The organism is Fulverythrobacter fulvus (assembly GCF_037154085.1).
Taxonomy (GTDB): Bacteria; Pseudomonadota; Alphaproteobacteria; order Sphingomonadales; family Sphingomonadaceae; genus Andeanibacterium; species Andeanibacterium fulvum.
In genome coordinates this window covers 1128765-1149199 of record NZ_JBANRM010000001.1, presented here as the reverse complement: position 1 = coordinate 1149199, position 20435 = coordinate 1128765, and the positions used below count along the sequence as shown (strand labels likewise).

16 protein-coding genes are annotated in these 20435 nt (G+C 62.5%); 9 read left to right on the top strand and 7 right to left on the bottom strand.

All coding sequences use genetic code 11. The features are described from left to right. Position 1 precedes the first annotated feature (1 nt). Positions 2 to 1351: a glutamine synthetase family protein gene (locus tag WFP36_RS05540; protein ID WP_336978583.1), complete on the bottom strand. Its 1350-nt coding sequence runs from the start codon at positions 1349 to 1351 to the stop codon at positions 2 to 4. A gap of 48 nt (positions 1352 to 1399) precedes the next feature. Then, the gene (locus WFP36_RS05535) at positions 1400 to 2107 is read right to left on the bottom strand and encodes a TorF family putative porin (RefSeq protein ID WP_336978581.1); all 708 of its coding nucleotides are present in this window, start codon (positions 2105 to 2107) and stop codon (positions 1400 to 1402) included. A gap of 265 nt (positions 2108 to 2372) precedes the next feature. On the opposite strand from WFP36_RS05535, the gene aptA reads away from it, so the two are divergent. From aptA to WFP36_RS05495, 8 genes are all read left to right on the top strand, one after another. Next, positions 2373 to 3689 (top strand): omega-aminotransferase AptA, encoded by a 1317-nt coding sequence (aptA, locus tag WFP36_RS05530; protein ID WP_336978579.1) that lies wholly within the window; start codon positions 2373 to 2375, stop codon positions 3687 to 3689. 35 nt (positions 3690 to 3724) lie between these two features. Then, complete coding sequence (gene ald / locus WFP36_RS05525) at positions 3725 to 4843, top strand: alanine dehydrogenase (protein ID WP_336978577.1); 1119 nt, start codon at positions 3725 to 3727, stop codon at positions 4841 to 4843. Positions 4844 to 4863: 20 nt separating this feature from the next. Further along, a complete protein-coding gene (locus tag WFP36_RS05520) occupies positions 4864 to 6360 on the top strand; it encodes a CoA-acylating methylmalonate-semialdehyde dehydrogenase (RefSeq protein ID WP_336978576.1) in 1497 nt (498 codons plus the stop codon). 190 nt (positions 6361 to 6550) lie between these two features. After that, complete coding sequence (locus WFP36_RS05515) at positions 6551 to 7042, top strand: MarR family winged helix-turn-helix transcriptional regulator (RefSeq protein ID WP_336978575.1); 492 nt, start codon at positions 6551 to 6553, stop codon at positions 7040 to 7042. 53 nt (positions 7043 to 7095) lie between these two features. Next, positions 7096 to 9597, top strand: coding sequence for a TonB-dependent receptor (locus WFP36_RS05510; RefSeq protein ID WP_336978573.1), 2502 nt, complete (start codon positions 7096 to 7098; stop codon positions 9595 to 9597). Between the two features lie 237 nt (positions 9598 to 9834). Beyond that, the gene (locus WFP36_RS05505; RefSeq protein ID WP_336978571.1) at positions 9835 to 11814 is read left to right on the top strand and encodes a hybrid sensor histidine kinase/response regulator; all 1980 of its coding nucleotides are present in this window, start codon (positions 9835 to 9837) and stop codon (positions 11812 to 11814) included. Next, a complete protein-coding gene (locus WFP36_RS05500; RefSeq protein WP_336978569.1) occupies positions 11811 to 12521 on the top strand; it encodes a response regulator transcription factor in 711 nt (236 codons plus the stop codon). Before WFP36_RS05505 ends, WFP36_RS05500 begins: the two co-directional genes overlap by 4 nt. A 138-nt stretch (positions 12522 to 12659) precedes the next feature. Then, positions 12660 to 14552, top strand: coding sequence for a hypothetical protein (locus tag WFP36_RS05495; RefSeq protein ID WP_336978567.1), 1893 nt, complete (start codon positions 12660 to 12662; stop codon positions 14550 to 14552). 111 nt (positions 14553 to 14663) lie between these two features. Here WFP36_RS05495 and pal read toward each other — a convergent pair whose 3' ends face one another. The 5 genes from pal to WFP36_RS05470 form a co-directional block, all read right to left on the bottom strand. Next, positions 14664 to 15185: a peptidoglycan-associated lipoprotein Pal gene (gene pal, locus WFP36_RS05490; protein WP_336978565.1), complete on the bottom strand. Its 522-nt coding sequence runs from the start codon at positions 15183 to 15185 to the stop codon at positions 14664 to 14666. A 297-nt stretch (positions 15186 to 15482) separates the two neighbouring features. Next, positions 15483 to 16175 carry a response regulator transcription factor gene (locus WFP36_RS05485; protein ID WP_336978563.1) on the bottom strand — a complete coding sequence of 231 codons (693 nt, stop codon included), beginning with the start codon at positions 16173 to 16175 and terminating at the stop codon, positions 15483 to 15485. Beyond that, positions 16166 to 17629 (bottom strand): ATP-binding protein, encoded by a 1464-nt coding sequence (locus WFP36_RS05480; RefSeq protein ID WP_336978561.1) that lies wholly within the window; start codon positions 17627 to 17629, stop codon positions 16166 to 16168. Before WFP36_RS05480 ends, WFP36_RS05485 begins: the two co-directional genes overlap by 10 nt. A 335-nt stretch (positions 17630 to 17964) precedes the next feature. Next, on the bottom strand, positions 17965 to 18426 hold the full coding sequence (locus WFP36_RS05475; RefSeq protein ID WP_336978559.1) for a hypothetical protein: 462 nt from the start codon (positions 18424 to 18426) through the stop codon (positions 17965 to 17967). Positions 18427 to 18436: 10 nt separating this feature from the next. Then, the gene (locus WFP36_RS05470) at positions 18437 to 18988 is read right to left on the bottom strand and encodes a T4SS efffector SepA family protein (RefSeq protein ID WP_336978558.1); all 552 of its coding nucleotides are present in this window, start codon (positions 18986 to 18988) and stop codon (positions 18437 to 18439) included. Positions 18989 to 19249: 261 nt separating this feature from the next. On the opposite strand from WFP36_RS05470, the gene WFP36_RS05465 reads away from it, so the two are divergent. Further along, entirely contained in the window at positions 19250 to 19909 is a 660-nt protein-coding gene (locus tag WFP36_RS05465) for a recombinase family protein (protein WP_336978556.1), read from the top strand. Positions 19910 to 20435 lie beyond the last annotated feature (526 nt).

The window sequence follows — 20435 nt, the reverse complement described above, 5'->3', positions numbered from 1 at the left end:
CTCACACCTTCAGCAGCAGATGTTCGCGCTCCCACGAACTGATTACCGACTGGTAAGCGAACAGTTCGGTTTCCTTGATCGCGTAGAACAGTTCGAAGAAATCCTCGCCAAGCAGCTGTTTCACCGGGCGGCAATGGCTGAAGCGATCGAGTGCTGCTTCCAGCGTGCGGGGCAGGGTGCGTGCGCGATTATAGGCACTGCCGGTGATGGCCTTGGGCGGCTGCATCCGGTCGATCATGCCGATATAGCCGCAGATCAGCGACGCGGCGATGGCGAGATAGGGATTGGCATCGGCGCCGGGCAGGCGATTCTCGATCCGGCGATCCTTGTGGCCTGAAACTGGTACGCGCAGCCCGCAACTGCGATTGTCCTCGCCCCAATGGACGTTGATCGGCGCGGCCGTGTCGGGCTGCATCCGGCGGAAGGAATTGACGTTGGGGGCAAAGAGCGGGAGCACTTGCGGCATCAGCCTTACCAGCCCCGCGATATGGCTGCGGAACAGCGCACTGTCGCGACCGTTCTGGGTGGAAAAGACATTACGGCCCGTATCGATGTCCAGGATCGACTGGTGGATGTGCATCGCGCTGCCCGGCTGGTCGGACATGGGCTTGGCCAGGAAAGTGGCGTAGACGCCGTGTTCCAGCGCCACCTGCCGGACGATACGCTTGAACAGCAGCGCCTGATCGGCCAGCGCCAGCGGATCGCCGTGGATGAAGTTCACTTCCAGCTGTGCGGCGCCGGCTTCGTGGATCATCGTATCGATGTTCAGATCGGCCTTTTCGCACCAATCGTAGATCTGCTCGATTATGTCCTCGAACTCGCCGAGTGCCTCTAGGCCGAAGGGCTGGCTGGCGGTTTCCGCGCGGCCCGACCGGCCGACGGGCGGCACCAGTGGCAGATCGGCGTCGAGGTTCTTGGAAACGAGATAGAATTCCAGTTCCGGCGCGATCACCGGCTTCCACCCCCGCTTTTCGTAGAGGGCCAGCACGCGCTTGAGAATCTGGCGCGGGGCGATCTCGATCGGGTGATCGTCCCCGTCGAAGGCGTCGGCGATGACATAGGCGGTAGGCGTGGTGAAGCCCGGTGCCTCGCGGATAGTGGTCGCATCCGGGATCAGGACCAGATCGGGATCGTATCCCGGCATGATCCCGTCCATGTCCTCGGGATAGTCGCCCGTCACCGTTACCATGAAGACGCTGCCCGGAATGCGCAGGGTCTTGTCGGTCAGGCTCTTGAGGAACTTGTTGGCGGGCAGGACCTTGCCGCGCTGGATGCCGTTCATGTCGGGCACGATGCACTCGACCTCGGCTATCCCTCGTTCCCTGATCCAGCTGGCAATGTCGGTGGTCATGCGTGTCTCGCTTTGCGGGCGGGGAAGCCGGGGCCCCCGCCCATATGCCTAGAATGACTTGCTGATGGAGAATACCGCAGTCGCATCGCCCAGCGAAGTGAGTGAATGGGCGGTGTCTACGTAGTCGAGCGTGGCAGTGAAGCCCGCGCCCATGTCGAAGCTGGCGCCGACCAGCCAGTCCTTCTTGTTGTCGGCAAAGCCGCCGTCTTCATAACCGAGAGTGCCGTGCAGCGAGAGCGGCGTGCCCTCGATCGGCACTTCGCCGGAGATATAGACATAGGTATTGTCGACATTGCCCAGCGCGTCCTGGCTGGGGGCATAGGCGATCCCTACGGTGATGTCCGCCGGGCCGATGGTTGTGCCGATGGAGCCGGTGAACTCGATATAGTTGAAGTCGTCATTGCCGGGATAAAGGTAATAGACCGCCCCGATATCGAGGCTCGCGCCGCCCAGATCGGTGGCGAAGCCGGCCAGAAGGTCCACTTCCAGATCGTCGGCCCCGTCATCCAGATCGACATTGGAAACCCAGGTGCCGGCATAGAAGCCGGATTCGTGAGAGACAGTCACTTCGGCAGTCACTTCAGGATCGTTGCCGGAGAGCGAAATGCCGCGAAAGCGATAGTCGGTAAGAGCGGCGATCCCGGCATCCACTTCCCATGCGCCTGTGGCTTCTTCCTCTTCATCCTGCGCGTAGGCTGCCGTTGGCAACATGGCGAGCGGAACGGCCGCGAAAGCCAGCAGTCTGATCAACTTCATGACATACCCCCTTCTTATTGGGCCTCCCCCTGCAGGTAGGCCGTAAGTTCCGAAGCAGTCCGCCGGGCCTGTTCTGGCGGATAAAAGTGAAGTGCCATTGTCCCAGTCTGCATTGTGTCGGTCATTCGCCTTGAAGGCCAATGGGATTTATTGGGGCTATGGCTATCAGCTTTTCCGATAGGTGAAAACGATGCGAACCGAATAGCGGTCGTCATCACAGGCGGTTACTGTCCAGCAAGGCCTAAATCCCCACTCAGGAGTCTCCATGAGCGAGCCCAACGATCTTTCGGCATTCTGGATGCCCTTTACGGATAATCGCGGCTTCAAGGCCAATCCGCGCATGTTCGTTGCGGCGGAGGGGATGCATTACACGGCGGCGGCTGGGCACAAGGTGCTGGATGCCACGGGCGGGTTGTGGTGCGTGAATGCCGGGCATTCCCGGCCCGAGATCGTGGAGGCGATCCGCAAGACCGCGGGCGAAATGGATTTCGCACCCACGTTCCAGCTCGGCCATCCGCTGGCCTTCGAAGCGGCATCGCGCCTGTCGCTGATCATGCCGGAAGGGCTGGACCGGATATTCTTCGTCAATTCGGGTTCCGAATCCGTCGATACCGCGCTCAAGATCGCGCTCGCCTATCAGAAGGCGCGCGGGCAGGCTGGGCGCTATCGCTTCATCGGGCGCGAGCGGGCCTATCACGGGGTGGGGTTCGGCGGGATTTCCGTTGGCGGGATCGTGGGCAATCGTCGCCCCTATCCGACGCTGCTGCCGGGCGTGGACCATCTGCGCCACACGCACGATCCGGCGCGTAACGCCTTCAGCCGCGGTCAACCGCTGCATGGGGCCGAACTGGCGGACGATCTGGAACGGCTGATCGCGCTGCACGGGGCGGAAACCATTGCGGCGGTGATTGTGGAGCCGGTCTCAGGCTCCACCGGCGTGCTGGTGCCGCCGGTCGGCTATCTCAAACGCCTGCGTGAAATCTGCGACAAGCACGATCTGCTGCTGATCTTCGACGAGGTCATCACTGCCTTCGGCCGCGTGGGCAAGGCCACTGCGTCCGAACGCTTCGGCGTCACGCCCGATATCATCACCATGGCAAAGGGGCTGACCAACGCCTCTGTCCCGATGGGGGCTGTTGCGGTACGGCGTGAGGTTCACGACACTATCGTCAACAGCGCCGCACCGGGCACGATCGACCTGTTCCACGGTTATACCTATTCAGGCCATCCGCTGGCCTCTGCCGCCGCGATCACGACTTTGGGCATCTATGAGCGCGAAGGGTTGTTCGAAAAGGCAATCGAACTGGAAGAGTACTGGGCCGATGCGGTCCATTCGCTGAAGGGCGTGCGCAACGTGATCGATTGCCGCAATATCGGCCTGATCGGCGGGATCGAACTGGAACCGCGCCCCGATGCGCCGGGCAGGCGGGCGATGGAAGTGTTCCACCGGGCCTTCGACAGCGGGCTGCTGATCCGCGTGACGGGGGATATCATTGCCCTTTCACCGCCCCTGATTCTCGAGAAATCCCACATTGACGAGATATTCGGCAAGCTGGCCCAAGTGCTCGCGCAGGTGGATTAGAAGGCGCCGGGATTCCCCGCCAAAGGAGTGCGATCATGATCGTCGGTACGGTTCGCGAGATCAAGAACAACGAATTCCGGGTGGGCCTTACGCCCGAAGGGGCGGAAGAACTGGTCCATTCGGGGCATCAGGTGCTGGTGCAGAGCGGCGCTGGGCTGGGCATCGGCTCTTCGGACGAGGCCTATGTCCGCGCCGGGGCGGAGATCGTGGCCGAGGCGGCCGAGGTTTTCGCACGGGCCGAACTGATCGTGAAAGTGAAGGAGCCTCAGCCGGGCGAGCGGGCCATGCTGCGCGAAGGGCAGATATTGTTCACCTATCTCCACCTTGCGCCCGATCCGGAACAGGCGGCGGACCTGATGGCCAGCGGCGCGGTCTGCATCGCTTATGAGACGGTGACGGACAGTTCCGGCGGATTGCCGCTTCTCAAGCCGATGAGCCAGGTGGCTGGGCGCATGGCAGTGCAGGCGGGCGCGACGGCGCTGGAAAAGGCCCATGGCGGGCGTGGCGTCCTGCTGGGCGGTGTGCCGGGCGTGCTGCCGGCCAAGGTCGTGGTGATCGGCGGCGGCGTGGTCGGCTTCAATGCCGCGCAGATGGCCGCAGGGCTGGGCGCCGATGTCACCATTCTCGACCGCTCCGCCGAAGTGCTGGAGCGGCTCGGCATCCATTTCGAGGCGCGGGCGAAGACGCGCTTTTCCAACAAGGCGAACCTCAGCGCCTGCGTGGCCGAGGCCGATCTGGTGATTGGCGCCGTGCTGATCCCGGGGGCAGAGGCGCCCAAGCTCGTCACTCGCGCTATGCTCCACACGATGAAGCCCGGCGCAGTGCTGGTGGACGTCGCCATCGATCAGGGCGGTTGCTTCGAGACGAGCCATCCCACTACGCACGCCGATCCGACCTATGTGGTGGATGGCATCGTCCACTATTGCGTGGCCAACATGCCCGGCGCCGTGGCGCGGACTTCGACCTACGCGCTGAGCAACGTCACCCTGCCGCATATCCTGCGGCTGGCCGGGCTGGGGTGGAAAGAGGCCCTGCGCCGCGATCCCCATCTGCTGGCGGGGCTCAATATCTGTGCGGGGAAGGTCACGTGTCGTCCGGTGGCCGATGCTCTTGCTCTTGCTTATACCGATCCCGCCGACATGCTGGCCGCCTGACAGAAGAAAGACGCGCGCGAATGGCCCAGATTACCCATTACATTGCCGGACGCCGGGTGGCGGGCGGCAGCGGACGCAATGCGCCCGTGTTCAACCCCGCAACCGGGGAACAGAGCGGCCGCGTTCCGCTCGCATCGGCGGCGGAAGTGGGCGCGGCAGTGCGTGCAGCCCAGGCGGCCTTTCCCGGCTGGGCGGCCACTCCGCCGCTGCAGCGCGCGCGTGTCCTCAACCGCTTCCTGCGCATTCTGGAGGCGCGGTCCGGGCAACTGGCAGAGGTCATCACTGCCGAGCATGGCAAGTTGCTCTCCGACGCTCTCGGGGAGGTCCAGCGTGGGCTGGAGGTAGTGGAATTCGCGACGGCCGCGCCGCAACTGCTGAAGGGCGAATTCAGCGAAAATGTCGGCCGTGACATAGACAGCCACGCGATCCGCCAGCCTCTGGGCGTGGTGGCGGGGATCACGCCGTTCAACTTCCCGGCCATGGTCCCGATGTGGATGTTCCCTGTGGCGCTGGCTTGCGGCAATTGCTTCATCCTCAAGCCGTCGGAACGCGATCCTTCCGCCTCGCTGCTGATTGCCGAATGGCTGACCGAGGCGGGGCTTCCGGCGGGTGTGTTCAATGTCGTCCATGGTGACAAGGAAGCAGTCGATGCGCTGCTTGCCGATCCGCTGGTCAAGGCGATCAGCTTCGTGGGCTCCACCCCCATTGCACGCTACATCTACGAAACAGCGGCGCAGAACGGCAAGCGTTGTCAGGCGCTCGGTGGGGCGAAGAACCACATGGTGATCCTGCCCGATGCCGATCTGGATCAGGCTTGCGATGCACTGATGGGCGCGGCCTATGGCTCGGCTGGGGAGCGCTGCATGGCAGTATCGGTCGCTGTGCCGGTGGGCAAGGAGACGGCGGACGCCCTGATCGCGAAGCTCGCCCCGCGCGTGCGTGCGCTCAAGGTCGGGCCGGGCACCGATCCTGAGGCCGAGATGGGGCCGCTCGTCACGGCAGCCCATCGCGACAAGGTCGCCTCCTATATCGAAAGCGGCATTGCCGAGGGAGCAAAGCTGGTTGTCGACGGGCGAGGGCTGGAGCTTCAGGGCTATGAAGGCGGCTATTTCCTGGGCGGTACCCTGTTCGACGATGTGACGCCGGACATGGCGATCTATCGCGAGGAGATATTCGGTCCGGTCCTCTCCGTGGTGCGCAGCCCCGATTTCGAGGACGCAGTGCGGCTGGTGAACGAACATGAATATGGCAACGGCACTGCGATCTTCACGCGCGACGGCGATGCGGCGCGCGAATTCACCTATCGCATTCAGGCGGGCATGGTGGGCGTGAATGTGCCGATCCCCGTGCCGATGGCGTTCCACAGCTTTGGCGGGTGGAAGGCGTCACTGTTCGGCGATCATCACATGCATGGGGCGGAAGGGGTGCGTTTCTATACCCGCCTCAAGACGGTGACGACCCGCTGGCCCAAGGGCATCCGTGCGGGCGCCGAATTCACCATGCCTACGATGAAATAAGCCGCGAGTAGGGGGCGAAGCGGCGCTTTCCCCCAACTTCCGCCTCTCAATCGGGCCTTCTCCCGGAGCGATCTGCGCGTCCGGCCGATCGCGCTCGCCTCCCTGCGTATTATGACCTAGGCGTTTTGGCTGGACATAATTCCGTTGCAGGAATTGTATCCATTGGATACAATTATTCAGGTTGGGGGCGATGAAACTTGCTGAAATTGTCGGTTATCAACTGGATATGGCTCGCTGTGCCGCGTTGCGCAGCGTCCATCGCCGGCTTGATGGCACAGGATTGCGACCGGCTGACACGACTGCGCTGGCACTTGTCCGGGAACGACCGGGCTGCAACCAGACCATGCTTGGCCAGGCGCTCGCCGGGGGACGTTCGGTGGGCATGAAGGTAGCCAACCGGCTGGAGGCTCGCGGCCTGCTGACCCGCGCCGAGGGGCGGGACGGGCGCAGCAAGGGGCTATACATTACGCCGCAGGGCGAGGCTGCTCTGGCCGATCTGCTGGAGCGGCACGGCGATGCCGAACAGCGGCTCGCCATTTATCTCGAACCCGAGGAGCGCGGCCAGTTGCTGCGCCTGCTCGGCAAGGTTCAAAAGGCCATCGATGACGAAGAAGCCGAAATACGGCGCGCGTCCTCGAACCGGCCTGCCGCGCGATCCGCGCGGAAGGAGGCTGTTGGTTAGGCGTTTGCCGTCTGCGGTGGGGCGCCTGACGTTTTCTCAGGAGGAGGGGAAGCATGAGGTTGAAATCGTTTATTCTGGGCACGTCTGCGCTGGTGCTGTTCGCACCGGCGCTTGCTCACGCCCAGGAAGAAACCGCCGCGAAGGAAGAGGCAGACACGGGCGAGATCATCGTTACCGCCCAGTTCCGCGAGCAGAACCTGCAGGATACGCCGCTGGCGATCACCGCAGTGAACTCCGCGATGCTGGAGGCCCGCAGCCAGACCGACATCACCCAGGTTGCCAATCAGGCGCCTTCGGTTACGCTCAAGCCCCAGGGCGCTGCCTTCGGCCCGTCCATCGCGGCCAATATTCGTGGTGTCGGCCAATATGACTTTAACCCGGCGCTGGAGCCGGGCGTCGGCCTCTATGTGGACGACGTCTATTACGCCACGCTCACTGGCTCGATGTTCGATCTGCTGGACCTCGACCGGGTGGAGATCCTGCGCGGGCCGCAGGGCACGCTGGCAGGCCGCAATTCCATCGGCGGTGCGGTGAAGCTCTATTCCAAGCGCCCCGAAGGCACCAATACCGGCTCGATCCAGGCGGCCTATGGCAGCCGCAACCGTGTCGACCTGCGCGGCAGTGCCGATTTCAACCTCGCCGAAGGGCTCGACGCACGGTTTGCGGGCGTGGCCAAGAAGCAGGAAGGCTACGTCAAGCGGCTGGACTTCGGCTGCGTCTATCCGATGGGCGGCGGCGATCGCCTGCCGTCGGACGCGCCGCTGAACGCCGGGGCGGAAATCAATCCGGCCGTGGGCGGCATTCCCGCCACCATGCCGTCGGGCAGCGATTGCGTTGTGGCGGATGAGGGTAACGTCAACCTCTTCGGCCTGCGTGGCCAGCTGCGTTGGCGTCCGACCGACACGGTCGATATCAATATCATCGCCGATTACACGCTGGACGATCGCTGGCAGGTAGGTTCCGTCCTGCTCGAAACCTATTATCCCAACGATGTGCTGGCGAGCCCGCACTTCCCGCTGCCCGCGAACCCGCCTTACAACAATGCCACTGCACCGGGCCGCGACATCAATCCCTATGGTCCGGGCATTGCCTATGACACGCGCTTCGTGTGCGGGCCCTACTGCAACTTTGCCAGCTACACGAACGAGCCGGACACCAACTCGCCGTTCCGCGATCAGGCTGCTGGGCGGATCAAGTTCGAAGGCTGGGGCATTTCCGGCCAGCTCGACTGGGATCTGGCGGATCGCCTGAAACTGGTCTCGATCACGGCCTATCGCGAATATGTCTCGAACTTCGAGAACGACAACGATACCTCGCCCATGGCGCACAGCCTGGGTTACGGCCCACTGACTTTCCATTCCTTCAGCCAGGAACTTCGCCTCAACGGCGCCTTCGGCGAGAATGACGAGGTCCAGTACACGATCGGCGGCTATTACGGTGATCAGAAGTCGGTCTACACCTCGTTCCAGGGGCTGCGCAGCTCGAACCTGCGCTTCGAGCAGAGCGACCCGGTCGACCTGACCAGCAAAGCCGTGTTCGCCAATGTCACCTGGAATGCCACCGAGGCGCTCAGCGTCAATGGCGGCATTCGTTACACGGACGAGAAGAAGACCTACCAATATGTCCGCCGCAGCCCGGAAGGCGGCCCCGCCCCGGCGGCGCTGGCTCCGCTCAACGGGCTGGTCGGCACGTCGGCGGGCGATCAGGTCGATTACCGCATCGCCCTCCAGTACCGCTGGAACGATCAGTTCATGACCTATGCCCAGTTCGCCACGGGCTATAAGGGCGGCGGCGTCAATCCGCGTCCCTTCTATCCGCAGCAGGTGCTGCCTTTCGGGCCGGAAACGCTGCAATCGTGGGAAGCGGGCTTCAAGAGCGATCTGTTCGATCGTCGTGTGCGCCTGAATGTGGCTGGCTTCTTCAGCAAGTATAAGGGCATCCAGCTCACCCTCACCAACTGCACTGTGCAGGCTGGTACCGGCTTCGGAGCACCTTGCGCCCTGCCGGTGAATGCGGGCGATGCCGAGATGAAGGGGATCGAGGTCGAGACCACGATCGAGCCGGTGGACGGCTTCCTGATCGATGGCTCGCTGGCCTATCTGGACTTCGACTACAAGAAGTTCGCCAGCTTCGCCACGCCGGGCGGCGGCTCGGTCAGCGTTGGCGGGCCGACCAACATCAACGCCCCGCAATTCGGCGACTATCCGGCCTTCACTCCGGCATGGAAGTGGAGCATCGGCGCGCAATATGAGATCGATCTGGGCGGAAAGGCCGGGACGCTCACCCCGCGTATCGATGCGGCCTATCAGGGCAAGATGCACACCAATGCCATCAACCGGGACAGCAATCTGATCCCCGGTTACACTCTGGCCAATGCGCGGCTCACCTGGCGTAATGAGGAAGGCGATCTGAGCATCGCGGCCGAGGTTACCAACCTGTTCGACAAATACTACTACCTCAGCATCAACGACCAGACGACTGGCGGCCAGGGTTACACCAATGCCCAGCCGGGCCGTCCGCGTGAATGGGCGGTGACGCTGAAGAAGCAGTTCTGATCCAAAGGGGGGGAGGGCCGCGATCTTCGCCGGAAACGGTGAGGGTCGCGGCCCTTTTTGCCTGCGCCGCGCGCGGGGCTGAAACAATTGAAACAATTCTCCGCCGAAACAGAAACAAGGCGGAAGCGCTGGCCTGTGTAGGGTGCCCGGCAAAGAGCCGGAATTCCCCTTCAGGTCGCGCCGGCTCGATGGAAAAAATGCTGCAAGCGATGCAGAAAAGAAGGCAAGCATCGAGCCATGACGAATGAAGCCGCCGATTCCATGGCCGCCATTGCGCAAGAGGCGGGCAACCTTACGGGCGCCGCCGGAGGCACTGCTGCAGGAGCGGCAGGGGACAATCCCTTCATGCTGGAAATCCTCAGGTCCGCCATCGACTGCATCGTGGTGGCCGACGAGGAAGGACGCATCCTCTATTTCAATCCTGCCGCCGAAGAGACATTCGGCTGGCTGGAGCAGGAAGTGCGCGGGCAGTTGCTGGACGAGGCGATCATTCCGCATCCCTATCGCGCTGCGCATCGGGCGGGCATGGCGCGGCTGCGTGACAATCCGCAGGCCATGATCGGGCGCCGCAGGGTGGAACTGGAGGGCCTGCGCCGCGATGGCAGTGTGTTCCCGGTCGAACTGGCGCTGACGCAGATATTCGAGGGCGGGCGGCGGCGCATCGTCGCTTTCATGCGCGATCTGACCGAGCAGCGGCGCATCGCTGCCGAGCGCGAGCAGGCCATGGCACGGTTCGAAGCCTTCTTCCGCCATGCGCCCGCCACCATGAGCATCCGCAACACCGATGGCGCGTTGCTCCTGATGAATGACTGGGTCGCGAACAGATATGGCCTCAAGCGCGACGACGTGCCGCATATGGGCACGCCGGTCCTGCGCCATGAAGACGAGGCTCGTGCTCGCGCCCAGATTCGCCGCGTGATCGAGAGCGGCGAGCCACAGGTGGACGAATATGAATATCATCTGCCCGGTGGCCCGCGGCTGGGCCAATGCACTGTCTTCCCGATCCGCGATCCCGACGGCAAGGTGCGGCATGTGGGCGAGATCGTGGTCGACATCTCGGAAGAGCGGAAGGCCCAGGCAGACCTCGTCGCCTCGCGTGAGAGCCTGTATCAGGCCGAGAAGCTGGGTGCACTTGGCCAGTTGCTTGCCGGGGTCAGCCATGAGCTGAACAATCCGCTGGCGATTGTGGTGGGCCGCGCGGCGATGCTCAAGGACCAGCTTGCCGGCACTCCGCAGGAAGCCTCCATCGATAAGCTGCGTGCGGCGGCCGAACGCTGCGGGCGGATCGTGAAGACCTTCCTCGCCATGGCTCGCCAGTCCGGCCCCCAGCGCAGCCTTGTCCAGCTCACCGATCTGATCGAGGCTGCGCTCGATCTCACCGAATATGGCCTCGCCAGCGCGGGGATCGAGGTCTCGCTGACCGCAGGCGAAGATCTGCCGCTGACCTATGCCGATGGTGACCAGATCGTGCAGGTGCTGATCAACCTCTTCGTCAATGCCCAGCATGCGATGGAAGGGCTGGAGGGGGAGAAGCGGCTGGAGATCGAGGCGGGGCGCGATCCGCGCAGCGGCGCGCTTTACGTGCTGGTCCGCGATACCGGCCCGGGCGTGGACGAAGGGCTCGCCACTCGCATTTTCGATCCTTTCTTCACCACCAAGGATGTCGGCACCGGTACCGGCATGGGCCTGCCGGTGAGCCGGGGCATGATCGAGGCGCAGGGCGGCGTGCTGGAACTGGCGGCCAATGGCCCTGAAGGCGCCTGCTTCCGCATCGTCCTGCCGGTTCTGGAACATCCGGGCGATACGGCGCAGCAGGAGCAGGCCGTCCCCGCCGCCTCGCGCGGGCGGGTTCTGATCGTGGATGACGAGCCGGAGATCGCCGAAATGCTGGCCGAGTGTCTCGAGGCTTACGGCCTGACCTGCGAAGTGCGTTTCAATGCGCTTGCGGCGCTGACCAATATCTCGGCACGGAATTTCGATGTGGTGGTCACCGATCTCAAGATGCCCGGCATGGACGGGATCGCCTTTCATCGCGAACTTGCCCGGCGCGATCCGGTGCTGGCGCGCAAGATGATCTTCGTGTCCGGCGACGTGCTCCAGCGCGAGCGCACGCGCGCGCAGATACCTGCAGGGCATGTCCTGCTGGAAAAGCCGTTCGACCCCGTGCAGGTCTGGGAAGAGGTCAAGCTCCTGATCGATGGGGAGAGCGGGCAATGAATGCCACCCGAGCTCGGATCATCGTCTGCGACGACGAAGCCGACGTGCGCGACATGCTGCAGGAATATCTGGTCGGTGAAGGCTATGACGTGACCTGCGTTTCGGGCGGGCCCGAACTGCGCCTTGCCGTCCCGCAGGTGCGGCCCGATCTGGTGATCTGCGATCTCCGCATGCCGGGTGAGGATGGGCTTTCGCTCACGCGCTGGCTGCGCTCCGAATATCATTGCGGGGTGATGCTGCTCACCGGCATGGGCAGCACGATGGACCGTGTGATCGGGTTGGAAATGGGGGCAGACGATTACCTGCCCAAGCCATTCGAACCGGCGGAGCTGCGTTCCCGCATCAAGGCGATCCTGCGTCGCACCATGTCGCCTATGCATGCCGATGGTCGACCGGCCACGCGCATCCGCCTGGGCAAATGCGTGGTGGACACGGAACAGCACCGCATGTTCGACGATCAGGGCAATGCCGTGCCGCTGACGGCGATGGAATTCGACCTGCTCTACACTTTCATCACGCATCCCAAGCGCGTGCTGTCGCGCGATCAACTGCTGGAGATGGCGCACCACCAGCGCTGGGATCCCTATGACCGGTCGATCGATATCCGCATCACTCGCCTTCGCAAGAAGATCGAGCGCGATCCTGCCAGGCCCTCGGTCATCAAAACCGTGCGTGGCGAAGGGTACATGCTTATACCTGAGGGTTGAATTTGAAAATTTGTCAAATTCAATCTGAAACAAAAGAAACAAAAATCAGGTTTTCAAGAAACACCTGAACAACACGGCACTCATACTTGCTCCCCATCCGGCGACTGCGCCGAGTTTCTTTTCAAGGGGGAGTATGAAATGAAGTATCTGACCAATATCGAGCGCGCTGAAAACAGCAAGCGCCTGGGCTTCGGTGTCGCGGGCCTGTTCGCAACCGTCTGCGCCGCTGCCCTGCTTGCGCCGGCCGAGCGAGCCCACGCGGCGGAATGTCTTATCGACACCAACAAGAGCGATGCGCCCGATGTAGGCGACAGCACCGCTGGTGCCAACGATGGCGACGTCGGCTATGACGCGAATGCGTTGGCCTGCGGTGATCATGCTAGCGCGACCGGCGACAAGGCCACCGGGATTGGCACCTATGCTGCCGCGACCGGCGTTCAATCGACCGCCGTAGGCTTCGAAGCTACGGCAAGCGGTGGCACCAATGGTGTCGCCATCGGCTTCAGCAGCGAGGCGACCGGCACTTGGGCAACTGCGGTGGGTGGCAATGCTACCGCCGGTGCGGAGTCAGCCACCGCCCTAGGCGGAGCTGCCAATGCCAGTGTCATTGGCGCGACGGCGCTGGGTAGCAGCACGGTCGCCAGTGGTCTTGGCTCGACAGCAGTCGGCTTTGATACGGAAGCCACTGCAAGCAACGCATCGGTCTTTGGTAACCTAGCCAAAGCCTCGAGTCAGGGGGCGACCGCACTGGGTACCAAGGCAGAGGCCTCCGGCTCCTCCTCGCTTGCCGCGGGTGACCGCTCCAAGGCAACCGCCGAAGGAGCGGTGGCGCTTGGCAATCTGGCGAGTGCGAGTGGCATTAACTCTGCGGCACTGGGTCAGGGTGCGTCTGCCACCGGCGAACGGGGGCTCGCGCTGGGTAACAGCGCCACGGCTACGAAATCCAGCACCGCGGTGGGCTTCAGCGCGGATTCGGTCGATTACGCTGTCGCGCTCGGTGCCAGCGCACAGGCCATGGCCGGTTCCTCGCTTGCCCTTGGCATGGAGGCGAACACGCAAGCGATCGACAGCATCGCAATCGGCTCCGTTGCGAAGGTCAAGACGGGCGCGGAAAAAGGCATCGCGATCGGCACTAACGCCAGCGTGGACGCGACCTATGGCATTGCGCTGGGTTATGCGGCGCAAGTCACCGGCGGCAGCGCCCTTGCCCTCGGTGCCAGCTCGCAGGCGCTATTCTACAATTCCGTCGCCATCGGCCCCAGCGCTGCCACCACTCGAGAAGGGCAGATCATGCTCGGTAATTCGCAGCAGTCGGTCACGGTCGGGGGGCTCATCAACGGCAACGACTACCAGACGGGCACGCTCTACATGGTCACTGCCGACGGCGACGGCAATCTGGGCATGACCGCCATTCCCGCAGGCGGCGGCGGTGGCGGCTCGGTCGATCTCACCCCCATCAACTCCGCCATCGACGATCTCAACGCCCAGATGGATGTTGTAAACGACCAGCTGGCATCGCAGGCGAGCCAGATCGCGGCGCAGGGCTCCCAGATTGCCGCGTTGAACGGGCAGGTTGGCGGCAGTGGCGACATCGGCGCACTGGGCGACGAAGTCGCCGATCTGAGCGATGCGGTCGATGCGCTGGGCGAAGAAGTGGATGCGCTCGGCAACCAGGTCGCAGATCATGAAACCCGGCTCGATTCCGCCGAGACCCGCCTCGATCAGCATGACGAACGTCTGGGCTCGCTGGAGGAAGGGCAGGCCCAGCTTTACGACATGGCCGCTCGGGATCGCCGGGAAGCTCGTCAGGGTATTGCTGCAGCGGTCGCCATGTCGGACGCACCGATCCCTTCGGCGCCGGGCCGCACCAGCTATGTGTTCAATCTTGCGGAATTTCGCGGTCAGGCTGCAGTCGGCGTCAGCATGGCGCACCGCCTGAACCTCGACAATCCTTTCGCGATCACCGTCGGCTTCTCCCAGGCTGGCGGAAAGAACACCGCCTTCCGCGTCGGCGTGGCGGGAGAATTCTGACCTGCCCGGCGATAGCAGTCGATCGCCGAGGCAAATTCGGGCCGGTGCATTACGCACCGGCCCTTTTTGTCGACTGCCCGCCCGGGGGGTGGGGTTGGGTCAGGTGGACGGTCAGTCGATCGTAATCGTGGCGGCGCGGCGGTTCTGCGCCCATGCGGCTTCATCGGAGCCCAGCGCCACCGGACGTTCCTTGCCATAGCTGACCACCGCCAGGCGCGAGGCATCGATGCCCACGCTGACAAGATAGTTCTTGGCCGCATTGGCGCGGCGCTCGCCCAGCGCGATATTGTATTCGCGCGTGCCGCGTTCGTCGCAGTGACCTTCGATAGTGGCGCGCTTGGCCGGGTAACGCTTCAGCCATTCGGCCTGGGCACGAAGGGCCGCCGCGTCGGTCGCGTCGATGTCGAACTTGTCCGTGTCGAAATAGACCACGTTGCGGCCCTGCATCTGCGCCACGAAGTCCGCATTGCTGCCCGGGATCGGGCCGGTCGGCTGCGGCGGAGCAGGGGTGGCGGGCGAAGTGGCAACCGTAGCCGGCGGCGGCGGCAGGTCCTGCACGTCCGACTTCTTGGAGCAGGCGGCGAGCCCGGTGGTCGCGGCAAGGATCAGGCCAACCCGAATTGCGTTCTTCATGCATTTTTCTCCATGTCCGGCCGCAGCGCTCCCGAAGGCCCGGCCAGTATCGAGCGGCAGGTTAGGGCAGGGCGCGCCATCGCGTTAGCATGGCTTTTTTACACGGCTCGTCGCGTACCCCCGGCCGATGTGAAAATGCTGTAGGTACGCAAGGGGCGCGATTGCGCTAGGCTGGCCGGAGCGGCGGAGTTTCAACCGAGATAACGGAATTGCGCCTGAATTCCCGATAGCCGGCGCCTTGCGAGTGGGTGCCGGCTATCTCTCTCGAGCCGCTCCATCCGGCGATCCGGCGTTCGATCAATCCGGCAGAGGCGCCGCGCCCAGGCGATAGCCTACGCCCGGTTCGGTCAGGATCAGCTGCGGCTCGGAAGCGTCATATTCCAGCTTTTGCCGCAGCAGGGCGATGTAACTGCGCAGATACTGGCTGTCGGCATGGGGATCGTTCCATCCGGCTATCAGCAACTTGCGATGCGTCACGACCTGCCCTGAATGGCGGCATAGCGTTTCCAGCAGCGCGAATTCCTTGGGCGAAAGCCGGATTTCCTCGCCCAGCAGCCGCACCTCGCGCGTGGCGAAATCCACTGACAGTTCCCGCGAGACGAAGCGCGTGAGCCCGCCGGGGCTGCCCATTCCCGAACGCCGCCCGGCAGCACGAATGCGGGCCAGCAATTCCTCGATCCCGAAGGGCTTGTTGACGTAATCGTCTGCCCCTTCATCCAGCGCGCGGACCTTTTCCGCCTCCTGGTGGCGGGCGGAAAGGATGATGACGGCGTGGCACAGTTGCTTGAGCTTGGCGATGATATCCACGCCATCCGCATCGGGCAGGCCCAGATCGAGCAGCACGAGATCGAACTGCTTCATCTCGGCTGTCTTCAGTGCGCTCGCGGCCGATTCCGCCGAGGTGATGAAATAGCCCTGCGATTGCAGCACCGGACTCAGCGCCGTGACGATGGCCGGCTCGTCATCCACCAGCAGAATGTTCATCCCCATGTGCCGACCCGATCCAGCGAGACATCGGCCAGCGGCAGTTCCACCGCGATCTTGGTGCCATGCCCTTCGAAATGGGGGCTGACGATGCGGATCGTGCCGCCGAATGCCTCGGCAAAGCCATTGGCGATATGCAGGCCCAGCCCATTGCCCTCCCGATGCGTGGCCGAGCGGGAGCGGTAGAATTTGTTGAACACCAGTGGCTGCTCATCCAGCGTGATGCCGGGGCCGAAATCCACGATTTCCAGCACGCAATTCCCCGCCGCGCGGGTAATCACGACATAGATCGGCCTTATGCTGGCGCCGTGAAGGATGGCGTTCTCGATCAGGTTGAAGATCACCTGTTCCAGCATGGCCGGATTGGCCTTTACCACGGCCGTATCGAGCTGGATCTGCTTCTCGATCTCCTGCCCCGGATAGGCCTCGCGGATGGCGCCCAGCACCACGCCCAATATCTCGATCACATCCACTTCGATGAATAGGAAATCGGGAATGCCGGCCTGGATGCGCCCCATGTCGAGCAGGTTGGCGGTATAGCGATTGAGCTTGCGGCATTGCTGGCTGATCGTATCCAGCATCTTTTCCCGGTCGGCGGGGGTCAGGCTCCTGTCGAAGGATCGCAGGCTCGTCGCAGCGGCCTCGATCGCGGTCAGTGGCGTGCGCAGATCATGCGAGACGGAAGAGAGGATCGCGGTCTTGAGTTCTTCCGATTTCTGCAGTGCGGCGCTTTCGGAAAGACGTTCCAGCAACTGGCAGCGGTCGATCGCCAGGCCCAGGATGATCGCAATGCCCTGCAGATCCGGCAGGCCGATATGGACATTGGATCGCCGGTCCAGTTCGAAGCAAACGCTCCCGATGGTTCCTTCCGCGCCATTGAGGGGCAGAGTGCGGAAGCCGGTGTCGGGCTCGGCCGCTTCCTCTGGCCGGGAATACTCCTCGCCCTTGCGGATCAGCGAAATTTCCAGATCGAGCAATCGCCCGAAAGGCAGGCTGCGCCGCGCGATGCGGGCAACGTCGTCCACGGTGATGGCCCGCTGCAACTCATCGCTCAGCCGCAGCAGATGGGCATTCTTTTCCTCGGCCGTGCGGGCCAGCTTCACGCTGTCCTTCAGCCTGCCGGCCATCGCACCCGACAGGATCGCACTGGCGTTGAATGCAATCAGCGGAATCCATTCATCCGCCGAAGGAGTGCTGAAGCTGAAGACCGGTTCGCTCAGAAAGAAGTTGTAGACCAGTGAAGCCGAGAGCGCCGCAGCCAGGCCCCACACGAGGCCCGAACGGGCACCGATGACCATCACCCCCACCAGATAGATCAGGACGGCGCTGATCGGCCGTTCCCACGACTGGGCGAGGTAAGTGCCCGCCGTGGCGAGTGAAAAGATCAGCACATCCCCGGAAACCGCATTCGCATCGCGAAAATAGCCGGCCAGGCGCTGGCGATTTGTCATTTCGACCATGGGCCCGCTCTAGCACGGTAAGCGAGGCACAGGGCCTACGAGTTTTTTATGCCGCCCGAGCGGCAGCCAAAAACGCCGAAGGAACCCCGCCGAAGCGAGGTTTCCCTGTCGTTTCCGATAGTTGGAAAGGAATGGTGCCAGAAGAGGACAAGGCACTTATCGCCAGAAAACCGCAGAAATCCATGCTTTTCCAAATGGCTGCTATAGTAGTTGGAAGACCCGATTGTAGCAGTTTGGGCAAGTGGGGAGCAAAAGGCGAAGTGATTTGAGTCCTAAATGAGGACTCGAACCGGCCAGACTGGCAAGCGAATATCAGGCCAAGTTCCTCACGGTACTCACTCCCCCTTGTACCCAACTTCCGCCAAGCGCTCGCTGGCCAGCTTCCGTGTTTCGTGGTCGAACAATTCAGGGTGGCGAAGCGTGACGGCCTCAAAGGTGTACTGCGGCATATCGCGTTCGATCATCATGTCGAACCCCGACGACTTCTTACCAGTCACCAAATCCAGGACAGTTTGATACTCGCCATCTCTGGCAATTTTTTGCCGGGTACGACCGAGGCGGATTGTTAATCCCCTCTCTTCAGTCTTGGCATCCTCCAGCGCGTAGATGCATTTCCAGACAGCGTGCTCAAAACTGCCCGGAGCAAACGCGGGTGCAACCTCATAGAGGCGCTCCTGCGCTGCCCGCGCCACAGCAGTTTCTTTTGCAACGTTCGCGTTGCGGATAATTGTGTGGAGCTTGTCAGGGTCCGTGATCTTGCTAATGGTCAGCATTGCTTGCGCAATCTTGTCGCTCAAAATAGCCTCCTCATTCACCTTCAATGTAGAACGAGCCAGCGGTGTTCGGCATGGCGGCTTTCTCGGTGTTCTGCCAACCGAACTCTACTTGTACCGATATGCCCAAGCTGGAAGCTAAGCGGTATACCTGCCTCCACGCGCCATTTGCATCCTGACCTTGGACCGAAATGCCAGCGTTCGGTATGTAATTGAAACCCGCGTCCTCTTTCTTTCCCTTCTGGTAGTTTACGGTCAGTAGATCACAGATATCTTCGGAGCGGACGCCCCGCTCTGCGGCCTCAGCAATCACCGCGAACATCAGCGGGTTCCAATAAGTCTTGCTACCAGGGAGCAGCTTGCCGCCAATCCGCACCAGGTGCGGGGTGGTGTAGGTGAGGCTGGGAGGGGCGGCGGGATTGAAGGAACGGACGCTGGAGCCCTCCGCTGCAGTCGGCTCCTCGTCCCCCTGCGCCAAAGCGGTGAGCGCCCGCTCAATTACGGTCAGCGGTGTATCCACAAGCGGAATCGCATGTTTCTGAAGCTTGGCAAACAGCTCGTCGGGCAACGTTATGGTGGTGGGCATGACAGTTCATCCTATCGTTTAATCTAGATCCCATATGAAGTCGGATTCCCTCCATATCAAGTCTACAGGCCCTACAGCGCCTACAACTATGCCGCCATACCACTTCACAATCTGAATCTGACGCGCCTATGCGCGACCCTCCCTCCTACCAGAATGGGAGAAAATCCCCCGGCACCCCCTCGATGGCGCAACAGACCTCTTGTCATGTAGACTGTGCACATATAAACAGAGGTTAATGTGTGTACGGTGAGGGGCAAGCTCATGGAATATCTAGGCCAGGCTATCAGTTATCTGCGCGTATCAACTGATCGCCAGGGCCGGAGCGGTCTGGGGCTGGAGGCCCAGCGCGAAGCGGTGGCGCGGTACGCGGCTGAGGCGCGCCTGGAGTTGATCGGGGAATATGTGGAGGTGGAGACGGGTAAGGGTAGCAACGCCCTGGCCAAGCGCCCTCAACTGCTGGCGGCACTGACACAGGCAAAGCGCAGCAAGGCACGGCTGGTCCTGGCCAAGCTGGATCGCCTGGCGCGCAATGTCCACTTCGTCTCTGGCCTCATGGAAACGGGGGTGGACTTCGCGGTTGCTGACATGCCCCATGCCGACCGTTTCCAACTGCACCTGTTCGCCGCCCTGGCGGAAAAGGAAGCGGAAATCATCTCGCAGCGGACCAAGGCCGCACTCGCCGCCGCAAAAGCGCGTGGAACGGTCCTGGGGCGCAATGGCGCGGTGCTGGCTAGTCGGAACAAGGCGGACGCGGTGGAGCGCCTGGAGCCGTTCGCAGGGCGACTATCGGCCATGCGAGACGAAGGGCTGAGTATCCGTGCAATGGCGGCCCGCTTAAATGACGAAGGGGTGCCGTCACCGGGGGGCGGGAAGTGGCATCCCACAAATCTCCATCGTGCCTTGGTTCGGTTGAGTTCCTGATCGTTCGGCGACGGCTCAGGAAGGAGAAGGCTCATGTCCATTGTCCGGCGGGGAGGGAAGGGTGCCTTGCGCACTCCACGACCTCCTGGTGCGCCTCCGACGCGTATTGCCTGAAACGACTAGGGGAGGCGAACTGCATTCCGTCTCGTCGGTGGATTTGATACCATCACGCACACAGGAAGCGATTGGCCTTGGTCGGTTAGCTTTATGACACCTTGGGAGAGGCTGCTTGGCAGCTTGGTGTCACCGGCATCTCACAGACCGCTCAGCGCCCCTCAAGGTTCATGCTTGCCGGCCTCCCTCATATCTATTTCAGGAATCCCCATGGGATACCACATTGTACCAATGGAATAGACATGGGGGAGAGCCGGACAAACTCCATCCCGCTAGGCCCCTAAGGTTCATATCTATTAAAATACCCATGGGAAGACATGGCTTAGCCATGGATATAATGAGGCTCCATCCGCAGCCTTCGAGCCTGGACTATCTATCTTAGTTCGGGAGCCGTGGGGCATTATTGAGCCAC

What these genes read in the sequence shown, in the direction of transcription:
- WFP36_RS05540 (WP_336978583.1), bottom strand. Translation starts at nt 1,351, where the DNA reads ATGACCACCGACATTGCCAGCTGGATCAGGGAACGAGGGATAGCCGAG.
- WFP36_RS05535 (WP_336978581.1), bottom strand. Translation starts at nt 2,107, where the DNA reads ATGAAGTTGATCAGACTGCTGGCTTTCGCGGCCGTTCCGCTCGCCATG.
- aptA (WP_336978579.1), top strand. Translation starts at nt 2,373, where the DNA reads ATGAGCGAGCCCAACGATCTTTCGGCATTCTGGATGCCCTTTACGGAT.
- ald (WP_336978577.1), top strand. Translation starts at nt 3,725, where the DNA reads ATGATCGTCGGTACGGTTCGCGAGATCAAGAACAACGAATTCCGGGTG.
- WFP36_RS05520 (WP_336978576.1), top strand. Translation starts at nt 4,864, where the DNA reads ATGGCCCAGATTACCCATTACATTGCCGGACGCCGGGTGGCGGGCGGC.
- WFP36_RS05515 (WP_336978575.1), top strand. Translation starts at nt 6,551, where the DNA reads ATGAAACTTGCTGAAATTGTCGGTTATCAACTGGATATGGCTCGCTGT.
- WFP36_RS05510 (WP_336978573.1), top strand. Translation starts at nt 7,096, where the DNA reads ATGAGGTTGAAATCGTTTATTCTGGGCACGTCTGCGCTGGTGCTGTTC.
- WFP36_RS05505 (WP_336978571.1), top strand. Translation starts at nt 9,835, where the DNA reads ATGACGAATGAAGCCGCCGATTCCATGGCCGCCATTGCGCAAGAGGCG.
- WFP36_RS05500 (WP_336978569.1), top strand. Translation starts at nt 11,811, where the DNA reads ATGAATGCCACCCGAGCTCGGATCATCGTCTGCGACGACGAAGCCGAC.
- WFP36_RS05495 (WP_336978567.1), top strand. Translation starts at nt 12,660, where the DNA reads ATGAAGTATCTGACCAATATCGAGCGCGCTGAAAACAGCAAGCGCCTG.
- pal (WP_336978565.1), bottom strand. Translation starts at nt 15,185, where the DNA reads ATGAAGAACGCAATTCGGGTTGGCCTGATCCTTGCCGCGACCACCGGG.
- WFP36_RS05485 (WP_336978563.1), bottom strand. Translation starts at nt 16,175, where the DNA reads ATGGGGATGAACATTCTGCTGGTGGATGACGAGCCGGCCATCGTCACG.
- WFP36_RS05480 (WP_336978561.1), bottom strand. Translation starts at nt 17,629, where the DNA reads ATGGTCGAAATGACAAATCGCCAGCGCCTGGCCGGCTATTTTCGCGAT.
- WFP36_RS05470 (WP_336978558.1), bottom strand. Translation starts at nt 18,988, where the DNA reads ATGCCCACCACCATAACGTTGCCCGACGAGCTGTTTGCCAAGCTTCAG.
- WFP36_RS05465 (WP_336978556.1), top strand. Translation starts at nt 19,250, where the DNA reads ATGGAATATCTAGGCCAGGCTATCAGTTATCTGCGCGTATCAACTGAT.